Consider the following 935-nt stretch of genomic DNA (forward strand, 5'->3'; position numbering starts at 1 on the left):
TGGACTTATCCCCGTCAAGTAGACAACTGTAAAAAAGACTATGCAGCCATCGAAATTCGATATTCGATCGGAGCTCGATGATTGAGTCGTTTTTGGAATCGTTTGTAGTTATAATGATAGATGTATGTTTCAATTGCTTGAATTAGTTCTCCCTTTGTTTGATAGTCATTAAGATAAAACATTTCAGATTTAAAATGAGAGAAGAATGATTCAATGCAAGCATTGTCATGGCAGTTTCCTTTGCGAGAATGGCTGCCGATGGCGCCTAGCTGTTGAAGCATACGATAATAAGCAGGAGATGTATATTGGAATCCTTGATCTGAGTGGATGATGGTTCCATACACATCTCTTTTTTGTGTTGCTAAATCTAATGTTTTTAGAACAAGTTGTAAATCATTGCGATGTGAGAGTTTCCAAGCAACGATTTCATTATTGTAAAGGTCTTGAACGACCGATAAATAGAGAAATTTATCTTTGAATGGCAAATAAGTGATATCTGTGACAAGTACCTCATTTTGTTTGCGGTTTTGGAATTGCCGTTCTACTACATTGGGGAAAATCTTTGAGGATTTCCCTTTGAAAAAGCGTCGTTTTTTACGGATGATCGATTGAATGTGAAGCTCTCGCATAAGTCTATATACTTTTTTGTGGTTCACGAAAAATCCGGCCTCTCGTAAGGCGATTGTCATGCGAGGATAACCGTATTCCTTGTGTTTTATGTGAATTGCTTGAATCTGTTCACGCAATGTATTATCCTTTGAAAGGCGTAATTGCCTTTGATTACATGTTGAACGCCACTTATAGTAGCTAGAGCGATTTAACTGCGCAATGACGACAAGCCAGGTTACTTTGTACCGAGAACGTAGTTCTTCAATAATCTCGTACTTAGCCGTTTGAGCAAGAACACCTCCTATAGATTTGGATACTGCTTTTTT

At 37.9% G+C, this 935-nt stretch carries 1 protein-coding gene; it reads right to left on the minus strand.

The window, feature by feature from the left end; genetic code table 11:
- Positions 1-38: 38 nt before the first annotated feature.
- A partial coding sequence (locus CN326_RS23750) for an IS3 family transposase (protein WP_141525126.1) occupies positions 39-935 on the minus strand: 897 nt, incomplete at its 5' end.

The organism is Bacillus sp. AFS018417, assembly GCF_002560985.1.
Lineage (GTDB): Bacteria > Bacillota > Bacilli > Bacillales > Bacillaceae_G > Bacillus_A > Bacillus_A rhizoplanae.